The organism is Micromonospora sp. WMMA1996 (genome assembly GCF_002573675.1).
Lineage (GTDB): Bacteria > Actinomycetota > Actinomycetes > Mycobacteriales > Micromonosporaceae > Micromonospora > Micromonospora sediminicola.
In genome coordinates, this window is record NZ_PDHU01000009.1 from 106315 (window position 1) to 124652 (window position 18338).

The following is an 18338-nucleotide window of genomic DNA, read 5'->3' on the forward strand; positions in this document are numbered from 1 at the left end:
ATATCCTGACGTGTTCATCCGTCGGCTATGTGCGTGGAGAGCTGTGGATCAGCGACAGGTACGACGTCTGGCAGAGCAGTCCGCCAACTTCGGCTTCCTCAAGGATCATCCGCTCCTGGTCTGGTACGGCGCGGGCGCCGAGCTGCTCGTCTACGTCGACGCCCAGGCGGCGATGTTCAAGATCCGCGCTTTCGGCGACGAGCTGGCCAAGGACCTGGTGCGCCGCACCGACGCCCGGCCGCAGTCGGAGAAGTTCTTCCACCGGGTGCAGGCGCTCCAGGCCAACGGCACCCTCGTCCCGGACATCTACCGTGCGTTCGACCGGCTGCGGGATCAGGGCAACCGCGCCGTACACGATCACCTGGGCGAGGTGCGCGCGGCGCTGGAGCTGCTGCGGACGTGTTTCGAGCTGGGCGTCTGGTTCCACCGCGCGCTGACCGGCGACCGCGCACCGATCGGCTTCGTGCCGCCCACACCGCCCCCTCAGCAGGTGCCCCAGAGCGTCGCCGACGCGCTCCAGGCCGAACTCGAGCGCTACAAGAACGAACTGGCGCAGACCAAGCTGCTGCTCGACGGCAAGCCGTCGCTGGTGCAGGCCCAGGCCGACGCGCACGCGGCGGCGGAACAGGCGGTCCGAGCGGCGAGTGCTCGCCAGGGTGAGGCTGCCGCCTTGGTGGCGAGCCTGGAGCCGGCGGCGCACGAGGCGCAGCGGGCCGCCGAGCAGCGGAAGCCGGCACGGGTCTCCGCCGCCCGGCGGGAGGAGTTCATCGCGCGTGCCCGCCGCGCCTCCCACGAACCGCTCAACGAGGTGCAGACCCGGGGAGAGATCGACCGGCAGTTGAGTGCCGCCGGCTGGGTGGTACAGGACGAGAACCAGATCAACCTGTTCGCGGCCACCGGCGTCGCCGTCCGCGAGGTGACGCTCGCCACCGGCCGCGCCGACTACCTGCTCTACGTCGACCAGCGACTGGTCGGCGTGATCGAGGCGAAGCGGGAAGGCACCGCCCCGCGCGGCGTGGAGGCGCAGCTCGACCGCTACCTGAGCGGGCTCACCCCGGCGCAGAAGCTCAGCGCTTGGCGGCGGGACGAGCCGCTGCCGTTCGGATACGTCGCCACCGGCACGGAGACGGCCTTCGTCAACCGGCTCGACCCGTTTCCGCGTACCCGGGAGGTCTTCGCCTTTCATCAACCGGCCACCCTCGCGCGGTGGATGCGGGAGGCCGACGACGATCCGTCCGCGCCGACGCTGCGGGCCCGGCTGCGGCGGATGCCGGCGCTGGACCGGCTCGGTCTGCGGCCCGCGCAGGTCGACGCCGTCGCCGGGCTGGAACGATCGCTGGCCGAGGACCGGCCGCGGTCGCTGATCCAGATGGCGACCGGCGCGGGCAAGACGTTCACCGCGGTGACCGCCAGCTACCGCCTGCTCAAGCACTCCCGCGCCGCCCGGATCCTGTTCCTGGTCGACCGCAACAACCTCGGCAAGCAGACGCTGCGGGAGTACGCCGGCTACCAGACGCCCGACGACGGGCGGAAGTTCACCGACCTCTACAACGTCGACCGGCTCTCCGGCACCGGCATGCTCGACTCGTCCGCCGTGGTCATCTCCACCATCCAGCGCCTCTACGGCGCCTTGCGCGGCGTCGAGCTGCCCGACGTCGACCTGGACGACCGTGCCTACGACAGCTACGACCTGGACGAGCCGGCCGAGGTGAGGTACAACCCACAGCTCCCGCCGGAGACGTTCGACCTGATCGTGGTGGACGAGTGCCACCGTTCGATCTACGGCAAGTGGCGGGCGGTCATCGAGTACTTCGACGCGTTCGTGGTCGGCCTCACCGCCACGCCGGTCAAGCAGACGCTCGGCTTCTTCCAGCAGAACCTGGTCTCCGAGTACACCTACGAGCAGGCCGTCGCCGACGGCGTGAACGTCGACTTCGACGTCTACCGGATCAAGACGGAGATCACCGAGAGCGGTGCGGACATCGAGGCCGGCACCGTCGTGCCGCTACGGGACCGCCGCACCCGGGCCGAGCGCTACCAGGAGCTGGAGGACGACTTCACGTACGGCGGCAGCCAGGTCGGCCGGTCGGTGATCTCGAAGGGTCAGCTCAAGCTGGTGCTGGAGACGTTCCGCGAGAAGCTCTTCGAGGAGATCTTCCCGGGCCGCTCGACCGTGCCGAAGACGCTGATCTTCGCGCGGGACGACAACCACGCCGAGGAGATCGTGCAGATGGTCCGGTACGTCTTCGGCCGGGGCAACGACTTCGTCAAGAAGATCACGTACGCCTCGCGCCGGGACGGCGACAACCCGGACACCCTGATCCAGGCGTTCCGCAACAGTCCCGAGCTGCGGATCGCGGTGACCGTGGACATGATCGCCACCGGCACCGACGTCCGGCCGTTGGAGTGCGTCTTCTTCCTGCGGCCCGTACGCAGCTCCACCTACTTCGAGCAGATGAAGGGACGCGGCGCCCGCACCATCGACGCGGCCGACTTCCAGGCCGTCACGCCCGACGCCGAGGTCAAGGACCGTTTCGTCATCGTCGATGCGGTCGGCGTCACCGAGGCCGAACTGGACGAGGCGGTCCCGTTGCAGCGGCACACCGAACGGCAGATCTCGCTGCGCGACCTGCTGCGCAAGGCCGGCACGCTGACCGCCGACGCCGACGAGGTGGCGACGCTCGCCTCACGGCTGGCCCGACTCAATCAGCAGCTCACCGACGACGAACGGGCCGAACTCGCCGACCTCGCAGGCCAACCGCTGAAGGACATCGTGCGAGGGCTGACCGACGCGGTGGCCCCGGAACAGCTCAACCCGGCGACCGAGGCCGGCCCGGCTGCCGTGCGGGACCTGCTGGCCGGCGCGCTGCGCCCGCTGGCCGCGAACCCGCCGCTGCGGGAACGCATCCTGGAGATCCGCCGGGCCCACGACATCACCATCGACGAGGTGAACGCCGACCGGCTGATCTCGGCAAAGGGTGTCCCCGCCGAGGAGCGCGCCCAGGTCACGGTCAAGAGCTGGCACGACTACCTGGAGGAGCACCGCGACGAGATCACCGCGTTGCAGGTCTTCTACGACGGCCGGGGTCGGGTGGGCTACGAGCAGCTCAAGGAGTTGGCGGCGCGGATCGCCCGGCCGCCGCAGGCATGGACGCCGGAGTCGCTGTGGAAGTCGTACGTGCTGCTCGGGCGCACCGCCGAGGCACCCGGCAACCGGGGCGTCACCGACCTTGTCAGCCTCGTCCGGTATGAGTTGGGGCTGGATCAGGAGCTGCGTCCGTACCGCAGTCTCGTCGAGGAGCGCTTCCGTGGGTGGCTGCTCCGACAGGAGCAGTCGGGCGCTACGTTCACTACCGATCAGGCGTGGTGGCTGGAGAGGATCAAGGACGTGATAGCGGTCAGCGTGGAGATCAGCCCGGATGACCTGGAGGGCGCGCCGTTCACCGAGCGGGGTGGGATCGACGGGTACGCGGGCGCCTTCGGTGAGCGCGCTGAGTCGCTGCTGACCGAGCTGAACGAGGAGATCTCTGCATGACCGAGCCATTCCGTATTCCGGCCTCGTGGAGGTGGGCGACCTTCGGTGAAGTTGCTTCCGTTGCCTCGAACCTGGTAGATCCAGCCGACTTTCCTGCGATGCCGCATATCGCACCTAACCACATCGAATCTGGAAGCGGCCGACTCCTCGCGTACCGCACAGTTGTTGAAGATGGCGTTACGAGTCCAAAGCATCGCTTTTTCGCGGGTCAGTTGCTATATTCGAAAATCCGTCCGTACCTATCAAAGGTTGTAGACGTCAACTTTGACGGCCTATGTAGCGCCGACATGTATCCAATTGATTGCTTCATCGATCAGCGCTTTCTATTCTATTGGATGCTTACCTCTGAATTTACTCAGGCGGCCGCTGCGCGTCAGGCGCGCACTGTGCTTCCGAAAATTAACGAGCGGGCACTTTCTCAGCTTCCGGTTCCAATTCCGCCGCTCGCTGAGCAGCGTCGGATCGTGGCTGTCCTCGAAAGGCTGCTGTCGCATGCAACGGCAGGCCGGATAAATCTTGAGCGAGGTTCCGTCAGATCGCACAACCTGATTCGCTCTCTTCGGCAGGCTTCCGTTCTCGGTGGCGCCGACGCTGATCACAGCCTTCCTGCTGGCTGGCGTTGGGGGATCCTCGGGGATGTAATCGCCTCTGTAGAAGCTGGCCAGTCATTCAGCTGCCATCCGCGGCCTGCTCGACCTGATGAGTGGGGTGTGATCAAGGTAAGTGCAATGACGTGGGGTGAGTTCCGGCCAGAGGAAAACAAGGCCGTCCCTGAAGGTCGTGTTATTGATGCCGCAAACCAAATTCATTCGGGCGATATCCTGATCAGTCGGGCGAACACGTCCGCCTATGTCGGTGCGCCGGTGATGGTAGGAGTGCTGCGGCAGAGGTTGCTGCTAAGTGATAAGAGTCTTCGGTTGCGCGTAAAGTCGGATGTTGACAAGGATTGGCTACTCCATCTACTTGCTTCGCCGTTTGTGCGCCGCCAGATATCGGCCAAAGCTACAGGTACCAAAGACTCAATGCGAAACATATCGCAGCGGGCCCTTCTGGAGACTCGTATCCCTATTCCTGATGCTGTCGATCAAACGCGAATCGCGGCCGAAGCTTCGTCTCGGCTCAAGATGGTGGATCGGCTGCGGGGCGACGTCGCGAGCGCCGCTCGACGGGGTGAGAAGTTGAGCAAGGCGCTCCTGTCAGCCGCCTTCGCCGGCCAGCTTGTGCCTCAGGATCCAAACGATGAGCCGGCCTCGGCGTTGCTCGCTCGTGTCCGGACCGAACGAGTAGCCATGCCTCCAAAGCAAAGGGCGCGCACCGTGCGTGCCACGAAGGAGCTGCCGGCTCCGCCGACCAAGGTGACTGGTGACAACTATCAGCAGGAGGCGCTGCCGCTGTGAGCAATGTAGGTTCCCGCCGACTGGTGCAGAAGCTGTGGAACTACTGTGACGTCCTACGTGACGACGGTGTCTCGACCATCGACTACGTTGAGCAGTTGACGTACCTGCTGTTCCTCAAGATGGCTGACGAACGAGCCCGCCGACCCTTGAAGCCCGAGCAGATCGTGCCGGATGAGCTGAGCTGGCAGACGCTACTCGACGCCGAAGGCGACGCGCTGGAGGTGCAGTATCGGCACATCCTGACCGGGCTGGGCAAAGAGGGCGGAACCCTCGGCACCATCTTCCGGAAGGCGCAGAACAAGATCCAGGATCCGGCGAAGCTCAAGCGCCTGATCGTGGACTTGATCGACAAGGAGTCCTGGTCGGGCACCGGCGTCGACGTCAAGGGTGACGCCTACGAGGAACTGCTCGCCAAGGGAGCCGAGGACGCCAAGTCCGGCGCGGGGCAGTACTTCACTCCGCGAGCGCTGACTGCCGCAATGGTCGACTGCATGCTGCCCACGCCAGATGACAGGATCACCGACCCTGCGTGCGGCACTGGTGGGTTCCTGCTTGCCGCCTACGAGTACATCCAGCGGCATCACGGTGCCGCACTCACTCCTGACCAGCGGCGGCGACTCGCCCACGGCGCGATCACCGGCACCGAGCTGGTTGACGGGACGGCTCGCCTTGCGGCGATGAACATGCTGCTGCACGGCATCGGCACGCCGAACGGACCGTCCCTCATCACGGTCGGGGACGCGCTCGGCAAGGAACCCGCCCGCCGCGTGAGCCTGGTGCTGGCCAACCCGCCGTTCGGCCGCAGCTCCTCAATTCGAGTCGTCGGCGAGGACGGCCGGTCCAGCCGGGAGGAACGGGAGATCGAGCGAGGCGACTTCTGGGCCACCACCGCCAACAAGCAGCTCAACTTCGTCCAGCACATTGCCTCCCTGCTGGAGATCGACGGTCGGGCCGCCGTCGTGCTCCCCGACAACGTGCTCTTCGAGGGCGGCGCGGGGGAGACCATCCGCCGTCGGCTGCTCAAGCAGTACGACCTACACACCATGCTGCGGTTGCCCACCGGCATCTTCTACGCGGGCGGTGTGAAGGCCAACGTGCTCTTCTTCGAGCGCAAGCGCGCCCGTGAGGAGCCGTGGACCCAGAAACTCTGGGTTTACGACTTTCGCACCAACCAGCACTTCACGCTCAAGCAGAACCCGTTGCGTCGTGATCACCTCCAGGACTTCGTCGACTGCTATCTGCCAGGCAAGGACCGCGCCGAGCGAGTCGAGACCGAGCGGTTCCGAACCTTCTCCTACGAGGAGCTGATCGCCCGGGACAAGGTCAACCTCGACATCACCTGGCTCAAGGACGCTTCGCTGGAGGACGCGGATTCGCTACTGCCACCCGAGATCATCGCCCAGGAGATCGTTGACGACCTGCAAGCAGCTCTCGTGGAGTTCGCTGCCATCGCGGACGCGTTGAATGCCAAGCCATCCACCCTCGCTGCCCCGGGCCAGTAGTCGGCCGACGACGCCGTCGAATTCCTCCCTCCACCCCCAGCGGTTAGGACGAACGCAGATGAACCCGCTTCAGGTGCGGCATGTGCGCGAAGCGCTCGTGCGCCAGTTCGAGGAACACATCGACCTCAGCGATGTGGATGCCAAGGCCCCCGAAAGGCACCGCGAGCAGGTGTTCCTATCGCGCGCGCTGGCGGCGATGGCGGTACAGCACCTCGCCGGGATCGGACCGGCCGAGGCCGCGATGGCTGTCATCGACGGATTCGACGACTGGGGTATCGACGCGGTTGCGGTCAGTGAGGATGTGCCTCATGTGTGGCTCGTTCAAGCGAAATGGAGCGACACGGGTAACGCCTCCCTGGACCAGGCCAGTGCGCTCAAGTTCAAACAGGGCTTCGATCTGCTGTTGAAGGAGGAATACGCCCGCTTCAATAAGCGGTTCCAAGCGCTGGCCGACACCGTGGACCGTGCCTTCAGTGAGGGTGACATCAAGATCACGCTTGTCGTGGCGTTGCTCGGCCGTCCGGCGCTCGCCGACGCGGTGGGTTACGTCCTCGACCAGGCGCGTCAGGAAACGGAACCGATGACGGACGTGAAGATCCTTGGTTTGAAGGACTTCCACGACCTGGTACGGGCTGGCATCGGCGAGCCCAAGATCGATCTCACCGCCCGGTTGGACGGATGCGCCTCCGTTCCCGAACCGTTCAAGGCCTACTACGGCACGATGTACGCCGGCGAGGTGGCGAGCTGGTACGAAGAGCACGGAGACCGTCTCTTCGCCAAGAACATCCGCACATCGCTCGGCCTGACCACAGTCAACCGCGGCATCACCGAGACCTTGACCAAGCGCCCCGATCACTTCTGGTACTTCAACAACGGGATCACCGTGCTCTGCGACAGTGTGCGGCGCACGGCGAAATTCGCCAACGCCGCCGGTGGGCCGGGGGACTTTGTGCTGACCGGCGCGACCGTGGTCAACGGTGCCCAGACCGTGGCTGCCGTGCATGCCGGCGTCCGGCAAGCCCCCGACGTCGCCGGGATTGGCAGGATCTGGGTTCGACTGATCTCACTGGAGGACTGCCCCGAGGGCTTCGCGACGGCGGTGACACAGGCGACGAACACGCAGAACCAGGTTCAGGCCCGTGACTATGCCGCGCTCGACGAGCGGCAGGCCAGACTGCGTGACGACTTCGCGTTGTCGCTGCACAAAACTTACGTCTACAAGCGTGGCGATGTGGACCCCTCGCCGGACGCGGGCTGCTCGATAGTGGAGGCGGCCACGGCTCTCTCCTGTGCGCATCGGAATCCTGAGCTGGCGATGCGCGCCAAGCAGAACCAGGAACTCCTGTGGGAGTTCGGCGCACACGGCAGCTACCACCAACTGTTCGGCACACAGCCGAGTGCCTACCGGGTCTGGCGGTCGGTACTCGTCCTCAGGGCTGCGCTGGCTCACCTGAGCGAGGGCAACAAGCTGAGGGAGGGCAGAGCAGCGCAGGTAGCCGAACATGGCGATCTGCTCACCGCACACCTCGTCATGCAGACGATCGGGGGTGAGTCGATGGATGAACAGCATCAGGACTGGGAACGCGTGATTCGTCGGGTACCGGCGCTCACGGACGCTGCGCTTGACTGGCTCATCCACCACTTCGACGCGGAGTATCCGAACAGTTCAGCCCTGGTGACGTTCAAGCACCCGCAGAAGTGCCGTCAACTCGTCGGTCGTGCTCTGGAATCCATCCAGAGCGGTTCAGCGCGTCCTAATCTCCCTCCCGAGTATCGGCCAGCTCCGAAGGAGACCGAGCGTAGGGCGGCGGCCGTTGCCGTGATTGTGAACTCGGGGCGGGTTCCCGACGGCTCGCCTGTGGAGTTCCGACCGGTCACGGGGCCAGAACGCAAGGCGCTTCTGCCGTGGATCGCCGAGGATCCGAGTCGAGGACAGGCCACCTGGGTCAACGACCGACGACGCCCACTGCTCTGGGCAGCGGACCGCAAGCAGTACTCGCCCACGGGACTGACCATGCAGATGCTGAAAGCCGCTCCTGGTGAGCCCCCGCGAGCTGTGCAGGGCACCACACGCTGGTTCATCCCCAGCCTCGGCTCACTCGCCAGTATTGCTGACGATATCCGTGCCACCGAACCCGAATAGCTCCGTCAGAGTGCGCGCGTCCGCTAGGAGTTGAGGTATCCGCGTCGAGATCCGTTCCGTTGCGCTCGCGCCGGGAGACAAGCTGCCGTCGACCTCGGAGCTGTGCCGTCAGCATGGTGTGTCGGCCATTGTGGTGCCCAAGGCGATCAGCGCCCCGGGGTCGAAGGCTTCGTTGCCGAGCGTCCCGAGTCGCGGTAGTGGGGACGCTTCGAGATCTTGGAGGCTGAGGGCTCTCCCGGGGGCCGTTCCTTCCAAGATCTACGTGGGGAGTCGGGGTGACACGTGACGGTGGGGAACTGAGCGGCTTCCACATCGGATACCTGCCGGCCGAGGTCGGGGAGCAGGTGTCGGACTTCGCCACCGAGTGGGAGGACGTCCGCTTCGCCACCCGCGTCTGGGAGCGCCAGGTCGAGGACGGCTACCGGGTCGACCTGCGTGTGCACGTGCTGCGGGGCGACCGACTCACCGACCTGGGCGCGGTCCGCGACTTCCTCGCCGACTACCACGAGCGCGACACCGCCACCTGGGAGCTTGTCGACTTCGCCCACCCCGACGGCCCGGCCCTGGCCGGCGACACCGAAGCGTTCTGGCTCGTCGAGCCCGGGGTGGCGGTCGACGTCCTGGCCGACCCACGAGCGGCGGACCCCACCACGCTCCGCGCGATCGCCGAGAACGTCACCCGGACACCCGCCGGCACCCGCTAGCTCCCGCCGATCTTGCACTTCGGGTCGACAAGACGCGGCTCATGCGCCCTTTGCCGGGGCAGCAAGTGCAAGATCGACGAGAGTCGGCGGGAGAGGCGAGGTCAGGGGTGGGCGTTGCTGGGGCGGCGCCACGGGCCGGTGATCGCGAAGACGTAGCCCGGGGACTGGATGTTCGCGTAGAGGATCTTTCCGTCCGCGCTGAACGTCGGGCCGGTGAACTCGCTGTCGTTCAGCTCGTTGCGCGCCAGCGGATACGCCTTGCCCTGCTCGGTCACGCCGACCAGGTGCGACACGCCCTCGCCGTCCTCGGCCAGGATCACCCCGCCGTACGGGGAGACGGTGATGTTGTCGGGCCCGTCGTAGTTGCCGTGGTCCGCCTCCGGGTCGGTGTTCACCCCGAAGATGGTCTTCAGCGTGACGGTCTGCCGCCGCGGGTCGTAGAACCAGACCTGGCCGTCGTGCTCGTTGACGCTGCCGTCGCTGCGCCGGGCGTAGCTGGCCACGAAGTACGCGCCGCCGTCGCCCCACCAGGCGCCCTCCAGCTTGCGGCTGCGGGTCACCTCGGCGTCGGTGAACTGCTTGCGCACCGACACGGTACGGGCGTCCCGGTCCGGCACCTCGATCCACTCCACCCGGTACCGGGTGCCCGGCGTGGTGGCCTCGGACAGGTCCGCCACGTGCCCGTCGCCGCGCAGGCAGCGCATCGCCGCCAGGCTGCCGGCGGTGGCGCCGTCCGGCCGCTGGGCGAGCGCCCGCAGCGCGCCCTTGCCACCCCGGAAGCCGGGCGGCGGCGTCCACCGGAAGTAGAGGCCGTTCGGGCCGCTCGCGTCCTCGGTCAGGTAGATCGAGTGGGTGTACGGGTCGACCGCCACCGCCTCGTGCGCGTAGCGGCCGAGGAACCGCAGCGCCACCGGGTCCTGGTTGGCCGACCGGTCGTGCGGGTCGACCTCGAAGACGTACCCGTGGTCCTTGAGGAACTGACCGCCGGCCCGCTGCTCGGTCTCCTCGCAGGTCAGCCACGTGCCCCACGGCGTGATGCCACCGGCGCAGTTGTTGTGCGTGCCGGCCACGCTGACGTACTCGCGCAGCCGCCGGCCGTGCCGGTCCACCTCGATGGTGGTGGTGCCGCCGCGCGCGCCGGGGTCGTAGGTGAGGCCGGGCAGCGCCGGCACCGGGTACGGCTCGTCGCCGCCGATCTCGTGGTTGTTCACCAGCACCGATCCGCGCGGGCCGCGGAAGCAGCCGGTGCCGTCGGCGTCGCTCGGGGTCGGCTGCCCCGACTCCAGCAGCGTCACCCCCGCCTGCGCGACGACGGTGTAGGAGAAACCGGGCGGCAGGGCCAGCAGGCCGGCCGGGTCCGGCACCAGGTCGCCGTAGCCGACCGCTGGTCGGCACGCGGCCCGGGCCGCCGCCGGGCCGGCTATGGCGTCCAGGCTGCCGGCCACCACGATGCCGAGTCCACCGGCCGCGCTGCCGCGCAGCAGGGACCGCCGGGAGAGGGGAGAGGAGGTCACGTCGTCGCCTTCCTGTGCACACGGGTTGCACTGGCAGGCAATCCGCGCCGGGGGAACGGCGGGCGGCCCGGCCGTGCGACCCGGGGTGAACAGTGGACGAACCTCGGGTGCCGAGCGTCCCGTGCCGGTGCGGCGCGCGTCCGTTAGGGTTCCTTCGATCGCAGACGGCGTCGGAGGGCGGACGGTGGGCAGGCTCGCGGCGGCGTACCGGCAGGCGGTCGACCGACACCGGCAGGCGCTGCGCCACTGGGAGGTGGCCCGGCGGATGCTCGGCGCCGCCGGCCCGGCGCCCGTCGGCAGCCCCGCGCTGGTCGCGCGGCTGGCCCGGCTGGGCGGGGAGATGGCCGCCGCGGTGCCCGGCACCGCCCGCGTCGCCACCCACCCCGTCCCGGTACGCCTCGGCGAGGCCCGGACGGTCGACGGCGCGTTCCCGGTCCTCGTGCCGGTGGGGGCCGGCGCCCACCTCGCGGTCGACGCGGATGCCCGCGACCCGCGCGTCGGCGAGCTGCTGCGCGCGGTGGTGGTGCGGCTGCTCACCGCCGCCCCGGCCGGCGCGGTCCGGGTGGTCGGCATCGACCAGGCCGCCTTCGGCGCGGCCTTCCTGCCCCTGCGCCCGCTGCACGACGTCGGCGTGCTCGGCCCGGCGGCGACCACCGAGGCGGAGACGACCGCGCTGCTGGAGGCGGCGGAACGGCACGCCCGCGCCGCCCAGCGCAGCGCACCGGAGGACCGTGAGCTGCTGGTGGTGGTCGCCGCGTCCGCGCCCGCGCCCCGGGAACTGGCCCGGCTGGCCGCGTTGACCCACGCCGGCCCGGCCGCGGCCGTGTGCGTGCTGCTGGCCGGGCACCCGCCGGCCGGAGTGACCACGGCGCCGCCGCTGGGCGCCACCACCCAGCTGCGGCTCACCGAGCGCTACACCCTCGTGGGCGATCCGCCCGGGCGCCCGTTCAGCACCGACGGCACTGGACTGGCCGCGCCGGTGGTGCTCGACGGCGACCCGTCGCACGCCGCGGTGACCGCGCTGGCCCGCCGCTACGCCGAGGCGGTCGACCAGGACGTCGTCACGTTCGCCGACCTGCTCCCGGCGGAGCGCTGGACGTCCTCCGCCGCCACCGGCCTGCGGACCACGCTCGGCCGCGCCGGCCGTCGGCCGCTGGCCGTCGCGTTCGACGACGCCACCCCGCACTGGCTGGTCGGCGGGCGCACCGGCGCCGGCAAGACGGTGCTGCTGCTCGACGTGCTCTACGGGCTGGCGGCCCGCTACTCCCCGGCCGAGCTGCGGCTGATGCTGCTCGACTTCAAGGAGGGGGTCAGCTTCACCGAGTTCGTGCCCACCGACCGCGACCCGTCCTGGCTGCCGCACGCCCGCGCGGTGGGCATCGAGTCCGACCGGGAGTACGGCGTCGCCGTGCTGCGCGAGCTGCGCGCCGAGCTGGGCCGCCGTGCCGACCTGCTCAAACGCCACGGGGTCAGCCGACTCGCCGACCTGCCGCCGAACGCCCGGCCGCCCCGGATCGTCACCGTCGTCGACGAGTTCCACGTGTTGTTCGCCGGCAACGACGCGCTGGCCCGGCAGGCCGTCGACCTGATCGAGGAGCTGGCCCGCAAGGGCCGCTCGTACGGCCTGCACCTGGTGCTGGCCAGCCAGAGCGCCACCGGCATCGAGGCGCTCTACGGCCGGGCCGAGGCCATCTTCGGTCAGTTCCCGCTGCGCGTCGCGCTGCCCGGCGGGGACGCCGTGCTGGACCCGCGCAACGACGCGGCGCGCGGGCTCACCGTCGGCACCGCCGTGGTGAACACCTCCGCCGGCGCGCCCGGCGCGGACGTCGAGGTGCGGTTCCCCGACGCGCACGCCGCCTCGGCCGAGCTGGCGGCGCTGCGCCACGAGCTGCACGCGGCCCGACCCGACGGCTCCCACCCGCCGACGGTCTTCCGTGGCCACGAGACGCCCCGGCTCACCGACGACCCCGCCTGGGCCGCGCTGGCGCCCGGCGCCGACCCGCCGTATGCGCTGGTGGGCCGCGTCGTCGACGTCGCCGGCAGCGCCGCCGGGTTCGCCCTCGACGCGAGCCCGGGCCGGCACCTGGCGGTGGTGGGCACCGCCGCCGGCGGCGCGGGCGTGCTCCGGTCGGCGGCTCTCTCGCTGGCCCGGCAGCACGCTCCCGGCAGCGCCCGGTTCCTGTTCGCCCCGCTGGCGCCGGGCACCACCGACGTCGCCGACGACCTGGCCATGACGCTGGCCGCGGCCGGCCACCCGGTACGCCGGCTGGACGTCGACGGGTTGCGCGCCCACCTCGCCGAGGCGGCCGGCGGCGGAGCCCCGACGGCGGGCCGCACCTACCTGGTCGGGTTCGGGATGGACGCCGCGGCCGGCGTGCTGGGCGCGACCGACCCGGGCACGTTCCGCTCCGGGTACGACGACCTGCGCGCGGTACTGCGCCACGGCCCGGCGCGCGGGGTGCACGTGCTCGGCTGGTGGCGCGGGCTGCGCCGGCTCGCCGACGACCTCGGCGGCAGCGGCCACCGCGACGACGTGACCGCCCTGGTCGCGCTGAACGTGCCGGCCGCCGACCTGGGCCTGCACCTCGGCACGCACGACCTCGCCTACACCCCACGGGAGGGCCGCGCCCTGCTGGTCGACCGGCACGAGCACCGCACCGCCCTGATCGTGCCGTTCGCCGGCGAGAGCGAACAGCCGTGAGCGGGTTCGACGACTACGCGGCGCTGATCCGGGAGTTGTCCGGCCGGCAGCGCGGCGGGGAACGGGCGATCGCCGCCGAGGCGGAGCGCCGGCGCGGGCTGCAGACCGGGGTGGACACGCTCGGGCAGCGGCTCGCCGCGCAGGGGCGGCGCCTGGAGCAGTTCGGGCAGGCGATCGGGGTGCCGATGAGTGCGGTTCCGGCCGAGGTGCCGGCCCCGGCGGTGCCGGCCGGTGGCGTGTCGGCGGGGCCGCCGACGGGCTCCGGACCGGGGGACGGGGTGACCGGCGGCGCAGCCGCCGCGCCGGGGCGGGCGGAGGTCGGGGCGTATCCCGGGGGGAGCGTGCCGGAGCCGCGGGCCGGTGACCCGGCGACGGAGCTGGCGGCGGCCGGCCGCCTCGCCGACGAGGCCGACCGGCACGGGCAGGAGGCCGAGGCGCTGGCCCGGACGCCGGTGCTGCTGCCCACCTGGTCGGCGCCGGCACGGGCGGTGGCGGTGTACGGCGGCTGCGCGCTGGTCGGCTCGCTGCTCATGCTGGCCGCGCTGGTCGGCTCGCCGCTGCCGGTGTCCGGGATGGACCTGGTGGCGGCGCTGTCCTGCGCCGGCGTGCCGCTGATGTCCTTCGTGGCCGGTCAGCTCGTGCTGGCCCGGTGGGGCCGCCCGGTGATCGACGACGGGGCCGCCCCGGCCGGCCGCTACGTTCCGCTCGGCTTCGTGATCTGCGCCCTGGTCTCCCCGTCCCTGTTCTGCCTCTACCTCGTCCTGTTCCGCCTCCTCCGCTGACCCCTGCCCGCCCGCTTCGTCGATCTTGGAGTTGTGGCACCACAGAAAAGCCACGAAACCTCATTTCCTGGGCGCCGTAACTCCAAGATCGACGAGCGTGGCGTGGTTGCGGCGGGCGGTAGGCTGCGCGGTGGTCGGGAGGGCGGGAGCGGGGAGGGCTTGTGAGCGCGGCGGAGATCATCGCGAGGCTGGCGGCGGCGGCGCAGAAGCTGGACGAGGCCAAGGCGCGCACCGCGGCCGCCGCCCAGGACGCGGCGGAGGCGCGGGCGCTGGTGGCCGGCGCGCTGGAGGGAGCCACGGCCGGCCCGCTGATCGGGGTCATCGACGCCTATCGGCAGGCGTTGGCGCAGGCGGCGCAGGGCGGGGAGCCGGCGCGGCAGCACGTGCAGGAGACGATCGCGAAGGTCCAGGCGCTCGGCAACTGAGCCGCCCGGCATGCCGGTTTGCGCGGAGGGCGCGACAACTGGTTACCGGCGCGTAACTTTCCATTGACGTGTGTGAAATCGGACACGCATCATCGTTCCCACGATCGATCGGATCCCACCCGTCCCTCCCGGGTCTCCCGGGTGCCTCCCCACCGGAGGTGCAGCCCATGCTGCTCCGAACGATCCTGGCCGCCACCACCGCCGCCACCGCCCTGCTCCTGCCGGCCACCGCCGCGCACGCCGCAGCCGAACCCACCACCCCGCCGGCCACGGCGTCCACCGTGGACACCGTCACCGCCGCCGACCGGGCCGCCGCCGCGGCGGCCGACCCGGTCGTCGTGGTCGGCGGCCTGATCGGAATCTCCATCGCCTACGAGCCGATCGCCGCCCGGCTGCGGGCCGACGGCTACCGGGTCTCCATCTACCAACTGCCGAACCTCGGCTTCGGCGACATCCGCGAGTCCGCCCGGGCGCTGTCGTCCTACGTGGACCAGGTCCGTGCCGCCACCGGCGCGAGCCGGGTCGACCTGGTCACCCACTCCGAGGGTGGCCTGGTCAGCCGCTGGTACGTCAAGTTCCTCGGCGGCTCCGCCAAGGTCGACCAGTACGTCAGCCTGGGCAGCCCGCAATACGGCACCTACGTCGCCAACATCGTCAACTTCCTGGGGCTGGGCAGCTGTGCCGGCATCGTCGCCTGCCAGCAGATGACCATCGGGTCGAGCTTCCTCGCCGACCTCAACGCCGGTGACGACACGCCGGGCCCGGTCCGCTGGACCACGGTGCGCACCTGGCAGGACGAACTGGTCCGGCCGGTCGACAACGCGGCGCTCGCCGACGGCGCGACCAACATCCTGGTGCAGGCGTGGTGCCCGCTGCGGATCGTCGGGCACCTCGGCCTGGTCCTGGACGGCACCACCTACACGGCGGTGCGCCAGACGTTGGCCGACGCGCAGATCCGGCCGAACTGCTTCGCCGTCTGACCCGTTCCGGGCCCGCCGACGGGCGGGCCCGGAACGGAACGCTCACCCCCGGTCGCGACCGAGGATCAGGTCGGACGCCCGCCAGGCCAGTGCGGTCACCGGGGCGCTGGTCCAGCCCGCCACCATCACCGGCAGCACCGACGCGTCGACCACCCGTAGCCCGTCGACGCCGCGCACCCGCAGCCGCGGATCCACCACGTGGTCGTCGTCCGGTCCCATCGCGCAGGTGCCGATGGCGTGGTACCCGCAGTAGCCGTGCGCGACGGCCGCCTCGACGATCTCCTCGTCGGTCCGGGTGGCCGGCCCGGGCACCGTCTCCGCCCGGACCCGCCCGGCGATCGGCCCGGCGCCGAAGAACTCCCGCATCCGGCGGAACAGGTCGACCGCCACCCGCCGGTCGTGCACGGTGGCCAGGTAGTTCGCCACGATCGCCGGTGCGGTACGCGGGTCGGCGTCGGTGATCGCGAGGTGGCCCTCGCTGTCCGGCCGGGTCACCGTGCCCAGGCACATCACGCCGGGCTCCCGTTCCAGCTCCAGCGCCCGACCCGGACGCGGCGGGGCGGCGGAGAACGGCGCCATCAGCAGGTGGGCGTCCGGGCGGTCCAGCTCCGGCCGGGACTTCACGTGGGCCGCGACGTCGAGCACCGGCAGCGCGAGCGGGCCGCCCCGGGTGAGCAGCCAGCGCAGCGCCGCGCGGGCCTGCCCGAGCGGACTGCCGAGCCGGGCGTTGTAGCCGCCCGGCCCGGCGAGCCGGTACTGCATCGCCACGGACCGGTGCTCTCGCAGGCCGGCGCCCACCCGACGCCGGTCGAGCAGCACCGGCACGCCGGCCGCGCGCAGGGTGTCCGCCGGACCGATGCCGGAGACCTGCAACAGCTGCGGGGTGGCCAGTGCCCCCGCGGCGAGGATCACCTCGCCGGCCGCCCGGTGCTCGACCTCCCGGCCCCGGTGCGCGACCCGTACGCCGACCGCCCGGCCGCCCTCGACCAGCACGCGCAGCACGACCGCCTCGACCACGACGGTCAGGTTGGGCCGGCTGCGGCACGGGTGCAGGAACGCGTCGGCGGCGCTGACCCGGCGTCCGCGGTGGATGGTGGCGGTCGGGTAGCCGATCCGCTCGTCGTCGTCGGCGTCCAGGTCGTCCACCCGGCGCCAGCCCAGCCCGACGCCGGTCGCCACCATCTCCTCGGCGAGCGGGTCGGTGCCGGTGGCGACGGAGAGCCGCACCGGACCGCCGACGCCCCGGTGCGGTGCCGGGCCCAGCGGGTGGTCCTCCAGCCGCTGGAACACCTGCCGCATCGTGGACCAGCCCCAACCCAGCGGCGCCAGCGCGTCCCAGTCCCGGGCCGCGCCCCGGCTCCAGATCATCCCGTTGACCGAGGTCGAGCCGCCGATCATCCGGCCGCGCTGCCAGGTCTCCCGCCGGTCGGGCCCGATCGTCGCCGGGTAGTGCCAGGCGGTGCGCGGGTCGTCCATCAACCGGGAGAACGCCTTCGGCACGCGGACGAACGGGCTGCGGTCCCAGCCGCCCGCCTCCAGCAGCAGCACCCGGGTGCCCGGGTCCTCGGAGAGCCGGTTGGCCAGCACGCATCCCGCCGCACCGGCGCCCACGACGACGTAGTCGAACTCGTCCACAGCGGACCCCCACTCGTGAGAATCCTTCTGACGGTAGTTGTTCGATCACGCGCCGCAAAGGGCCGACCGGCTCAGGCCGCGTGCGCCAACGCCTCGAACTCGTCGTCGCTCAGCTCCACCTCGGCCGCCGCCACGTTCTCCTCCAGGTGCGCCACCGACGACGTACCCGGAATGGGCAGCATGACCGGCGAGCGCCGCAACAGCCAGGCCAGGGCGAGCTGCGCGGGGCTGGCCCCGTGGCTGGTCGAGATCGCGTCCAGCGGGCCACCGGGGCGGGCCAGGTTGCCGGTGGCGATCGGGAACCACGGGATGAACGCCAGGTCGTTGCGCTCGCAGTGGGTCAACACGTCCTCGGCGCTGCGGTCGGCCAGGTTGTAGAGGTTCTGCACCGACACGATCGGGGTGATCGCCCGGGCCTGCTCGATCTGCTCGACGCTCACCTCGGAGAGCCCGATGTGTCGGATCTTGCCCTCCTGCTTGAGCAGCGCCAGCTCACCGAGCTGGTCGGCCAGCGGCACCTTCTCGTCGATCCGGTGCAGCTGGTAGAGCGGGATGCAGTCCAGCCCCAGGTGACGCAGGCTCAGCTCGCACTGCTGGCGCAGGTACTCCGGGCGCCCCACCGGCCGCCAGTCGCCCGGACCGGAGCGGGTCAGCCCGGCCTTCGTCGCGACCACCAGGTCCTCGGCGTACGGGTGCAGCGCCTCCCGGATAAGCATCTCGCTGACGAACGGCCCGTACGAGTCCGCGGTGTCGATGAACGTCACGCCCAGCTCGTACGCGCGGCGCAGCACCCGCACCGCCTCGGCCGGGTCCTTCGGGTCGCCCCAGACGCCCGGGCCGGTGAGCTGCATCGCCCCGTAGCCGAGGCGGTCGACCCGCAGGTCACCGCCGATCCGGTAGCTGCCCGACGCCTTCGCCGGCTGGGTGCTGGTGGCCATCACGGTCCTCCTGTGTCGCGCGGTCGGCGGGCGGTCACGTCGCCCGACCGTTCGACATTCCCCGAAACGGCCCGCCGATGCC

General features: G+C 70.6%; 13 protein-coding genes. 10 read left to right on the forward strand and 3 right to left on the reverse strand.

Annotated elements, in window-relative coordinates; all coding sequences use genetic code 11:
* The first annotated feature begins 43 nt into the window (after window positions 1-43).
* Genes COO58_RS29100 through COO58_RS29125 form a run of 6 tightly spaced genes read left to right on the forward strand, consistent with a single transcriptional unit; the run spans window position 44 to window position 9281 of the window.
* Window positions 44-3535: a DEAD/DEAH box helicase family protein gene (locus COO58_RS29100; protein ID WP_141561967.1), complete on the forward strand. Its 3492-nt coding sequence runs from the start codon at window positions 44-46 to the stop codon at window positions 3533-3535.
* Window positions 3532-4932, forward strand: coding sequence for a restriction endonuclease subunit S (locus tag COO58_RS29105; protein WP_098748100.1), 1401 nt, complete (start codon window positions 3532-3534; stop codon window positions 4930-4932). Before COO58_RS29100 ends, COO58_RS29105 begins: the two co-directional genes overlap by 4 nt.
* 23 nt (window positions 4933-4955) lie before the next feature.
* On the forward strand, window positions 4956-6434 hold the full coding sequence (locus tag COO58_RS29110) for a class I SAM-dependent DNA methyltransferase (RefSeq protein ID WP_255292810.1): 1479 nt from the start codon (window positions 4956-4958) through the stop codon (window positions 6432-6434).
* 58 nt (window positions 6435-6492) lie between these two features.
* Complete coding sequence (locus COO58_RS29115) at window positions 6493-8577, forward strand: AIPR family protein (RefSeq protein WP_176559014.1); 2085 nt, start codon at window positions 6493-6495, stop codon at window positions 8575-8577.
* Between the two features lie 49 nt (window positions 8578-8626).
* A complete protein-coding gene (locus COO58_RS29120; protein WP_369700234.1) occupies window positions 8627-8863 on the forward strand; it encodes a hypothetical protein in 237 nt (78 codons plus the stop codon).
* A complete protein-coding gene (locus COO58_RS29125) occupies window positions 8853-9281 on the forward strand; it encodes a hypothetical protein (protein WP_098748106.1) in 429 nt (142 codons plus the stop codon). Before COO58_RS29120 ends, COO58_RS29125 begins: the two co-directional genes overlap by 11 nt.
* A gap of 101 nt (window positions 9282-9382) precedes the next feature.
* Here COO58_RS29125 and COO58_RS29130 read toward each other — a convergent pair whose 3' ends face one another.
* The gene (locus tag COO58_RS29130) at window positions 9383-10795 is read right to left on the reverse strand and encodes an alkaline phosphatase PhoX (RefSeq protein WP_098748108.1); all 1413 of its coding nucleotides are present in this window, start codon (window positions 10793-10795) and stop codon (window positions 9383-9385) included.
* A gap of 184 nt (window positions 10796-10979) precedes the next feature.
* Here COO58_RS29130 and COO58_RS29135 point away from each other — a divergent pair, with 184 nt between their 5' ends.
* From COO58_RS29135 to COO58_RS29150, 4 genes are all read left to right on the forward strand, one after another.
* Window positions 10980-13496 (forward strand): FtsK/SpoIIIE domain-containing protein, encoded by a 2517-nt coding sequence (locus tag COO58_RS29135; RefSeq protein WP_098748110.1) that lies wholly within the window; start codon window positions 10980-10982, stop codon window positions 13494-13496.
* The gene (locus tag COO58_RS29140) at window positions 13493-14278 is read left to right on the forward strand and encodes a hypothetical protein (RefSeq protein WP_098748111.1); all 786 of its coding nucleotides are present in this window, start codon (window positions 13493-13495) and stop codon (window positions 14276-14278) included. The genes COO58_RS29135 and COO58_RS29140 overlap by 4 nt, the downstream gene beginning before the upstream one ends.
* Window positions 14279-14439: 161 nt before the next feature.
* Complete coding sequence (locus COO58_RS29145; protein WP_091573340.1) at window positions 14440-14703, forward strand: DUF6244 family protein; 264 nt, start codon at window positions 14440-14442, stop codon at window positions 14701-14703.
* Between the two features lie 167 nt (window positions 14704-14870).
* Window positions 14871-15683, forward strand: coding sequence for an alpha/beta fold hydrolase (locus COO58_RS29150; protein WP_098748170.1), 813 nt, complete (start codon window positions 14871-14873; stop codon window positions 15681-15683).
* Window positions 15684-15725: 42 nt separating this feature from the next.
* Here COO58_RS29150 and COO58_RS29155 read toward each other — a convergent pair whose 3' ends face one another.
* Both COO58_RS29155 and COO58_RS29160 read right to left on the reverse strand, forming a co-directional pair.
* A complete protein-coding gene (locus tag COO58_RS29155; RefSeq protein WP_091573342.1) occupies window positions 15726-17318 on the reverse strand; it encodes a GMC family oxidoreductase in 1593 nt (530 codons plus the stop codon).
* 71 nt (window positions 17319-17389) lie between these two features.
* Window positions 17390-18256 carry an aldo/keto reductase gene (locus tag COO58_RS29160; RefSeq protein WP_098748113.1) on the reverse strand — a complete coding sequence of 289 codons (867 nt, stop codon included), beginning with the start codon at window positions 18254-18256 and terminating at the stop codon, window positions 17390-17392.
* Window positions 18257-18338 lie beyond the last annotated feature (82 nt).